Raw genomic sequence first — 2,486 nt, forward strand, 5'->3', positions numbered from 1 at the left:
CCTCTACGGCGGGCCGGCGATCGTCGTCGACTTCGGCACCTCGACGAACCTGGACATCGTCTCGGCACGCGGCGAGTTCATCGGCGGAATCTTCGCACCGGGCATCGAGATCGCGCTGGACGCACTCGCGTCCCGGGCGGCCCAGCTCCGTAAGGTGGAACTGGTCGCGCCACGTTCCGTCATCGGCAAGAGCACGGTCGAGGCACTCCAGTCCGGCATGATCTACGGCGTCGCCGGTCAGGTGGACGGCCTGGTACGCCGCATCCGGGCCGAGCTCGGGACGGATGCGGTGACGATCGCCACCGGGGGTCTCGCGTCCGTGGTCATCAAGGAAAGTGAGACCCTTGACCGCCACGAGCCCCATCTGACACTCATCGGCCTGCGTCTCGTCTTCGAGAAGAAGATCTGATCCGATCCCGACCGGGCTCGTTCAGGCTCGTTCGGGCTGCATTACGGCGACCAGGATAATTACGACGATCGCGCATCTCCGGGGCTTCGACCGGTCCAGCGGATTAGGCAACCGACTCTGCCGAGCGACAGCCGCCGGGTTCGACGGACCGTCCTCCCGCGACTCGGTTACGATTCCGTGCCATGCGGGACCGAAGCTCGGGAACACAGCCCGGCGTATCGTCACATCCCGGCAGCGGATACTTCACTCATCCCTTTCTTGTCACCGCGATGGCAGCATTCCTGTTCGCCGCGGTTCCGATTACGTACGGTTGGGGTGATCCGGCTTCGGCCGGTCCGCAGCCCCGTACCCTGGCCGTGCTGGGCGACTCCTACTCCTCGGGGGAGGGCAATCCTCCCTTCGACTCGCTGGCCCCCCAGTGCCGGCGGAGCAGCCAGGCCTGGCCACGACTGCTGGGCGCTATGGGATCGGGGGTCACCGTCTCGCTGTTCGCCGCGTGTTCCGGAGCCACCACCGGCGCCCTACACGAGTCGTTCAAGGGCGAGAAACCCCAGCTGGCCCAGCTACGTGCACTGGGCCGGGCCCCAGACGTCGTCACCATCACCATCGGCGGCAACGATGCCGGATTCGGCAAAGTCATCTTCAGTTGTTATGCGTGGAGATGCTTCTGGGATGGCAACGACCGCCGCGAGCGCGATCTTGTCACCAAGGAACTTCCGGGTGTCCTGAGCGCCAACTACGCGGCGGTGAAGGCCGCCGCCCCGCATTCGCGGATCATCGTGGTCGGCTATCCCTACATATTTCCGGGCAACCAGCTCAACAACATCTGTACCTGGCTGACCAACAGGGAACGTCGACAGCTGACGAGGCTGAACAGACAGCTCGACCAGGTCATCAGAAAAGCCGCGTCGGATGCGGGAGTGGAGTTCGTCTCGACGGATCGAGCGCTACGCGGTCACGAAATCTGCACATCGGACCCGTGGGTGGCTCCGGTCAATCTGTTCGGACCGACACGTGATCTGAGCGCGCACCCCACCATGCACGGGCAGCAGGCCATCGCCGAGGCCGTCCAGCGCCATCTCGCCACGGACAGCTGGTGACGCGGGCCGACCAGCCCGGCAACCGCGCGATGTCGACCCACCCATGATGCCGGCCCGATGACTCGTGGGCATAGCACTGATGGCGGCTCCAGTTGACGCCAGACATGAAGTTAGGCTTACTTAAAGTCATGCTCATGCTCACGCCACTCTGCGAGAGATCCTGCACCCTGGCACAGCTACGCCCGGCCCAGCCGCGGCACACCTCCCGGTCCCGGCAGTGAAGCGGTCGGTGAACGAACGCCGCACCGGCTCGGCGGCGTCCCCGGCGGCGCCTTCCAGGGAAGTAGTCCCCGAGGGGACGGCGCCGGAACTCTCCGGGGGTACCGTCCAGTGCGCCGAACCACCGTTCGAGGCAAGCCTGCGGGACCTCGCCGAGGTGCTGGAGCCGCGCGGTGTGCAGTTCGGGATGCCGGACGGCCCGAGCTGGGCCGACTGTGCCTTCCTGACCGGACCAGCAGGCGTGGCCGAGGCGCTGGCCCGGGTGGGCGCCGCACACGGCGCCAGCCCGGAGGTCGCCGCGAGCTACCTGGCGAACTGGTACTCGGCGAACGTCGCCGCCCCGGCCATCGCCTGTTTCGTCCTCCTGCACCGGGTGCCGGCCCTGACCCCGGCAACGATGTCCCTACGCGCCCTCGACGGCGGCTGGTTCGACCAGACCGCGTTCCACCGGCCGGCCATGACCGTCCTGGCGGATGACCCGATCGCGGGGGGCGCCACCGCCGGAGACGGGGTGAATGCCCGGATCGGCGTGGTCGGGGACGTGGTCGGGGACGTCGCCGCGTTGCGTAGTCGCCTGGTCGAGGAGGTGCTCGCGCATCTCCAACCGTTCGTCGAGGAGCTGCGGGGACGGGTCCGGCTCGGCCTTCCGGCGCTGTGGGGGGCGGTGGCCGCGCAGTGCGCCCGCGCCTTCCTGCTGACCGAGCGCGCGACCGGCGATCCCCACCTCGGCCGAGTGGAGGCCGACGCCTTCTTCTCCC

At 67.8% G+C, this 2,486-nt stretch carries 3 protein-coding genes; all 3 read left to right on the plus strand.

The annotated features are described in order from the left end of the window. On the plus strand, nucleotides 1-409 hold a 409-nt coding region (locus ACY45C_RS14455), incomplete at its 5' end, for a type III pantothenate kinase (RefSeq protein ID WP_462188126.1). A 182-nt stretch (nucleotides 410-591) separates the two neighbouring features. Continuing rightward, entirely contained in the window at nucleotides 592-1,509 is a 918-nt protein-coding gene (locus tag ACY45C_RS14460) for an SGNH/GDSL hydrolase family protein (RefSeq protein WP_462188127.1), read from the plus strand. A gap of 229 nt (nucleotides 1,510-1,738) precedes the next feature. After that, nucleotides 1,739-2,486: Fe-S oxidoreductase (locus tag ACY45C_RS14465; protein ID WP_462188128.1), on the plus strand; the 748-nt coding region annotated here is incomplete at its 3' end.

This window comes from Frankia sp. CcWB2, assembly GCF_977927585.1.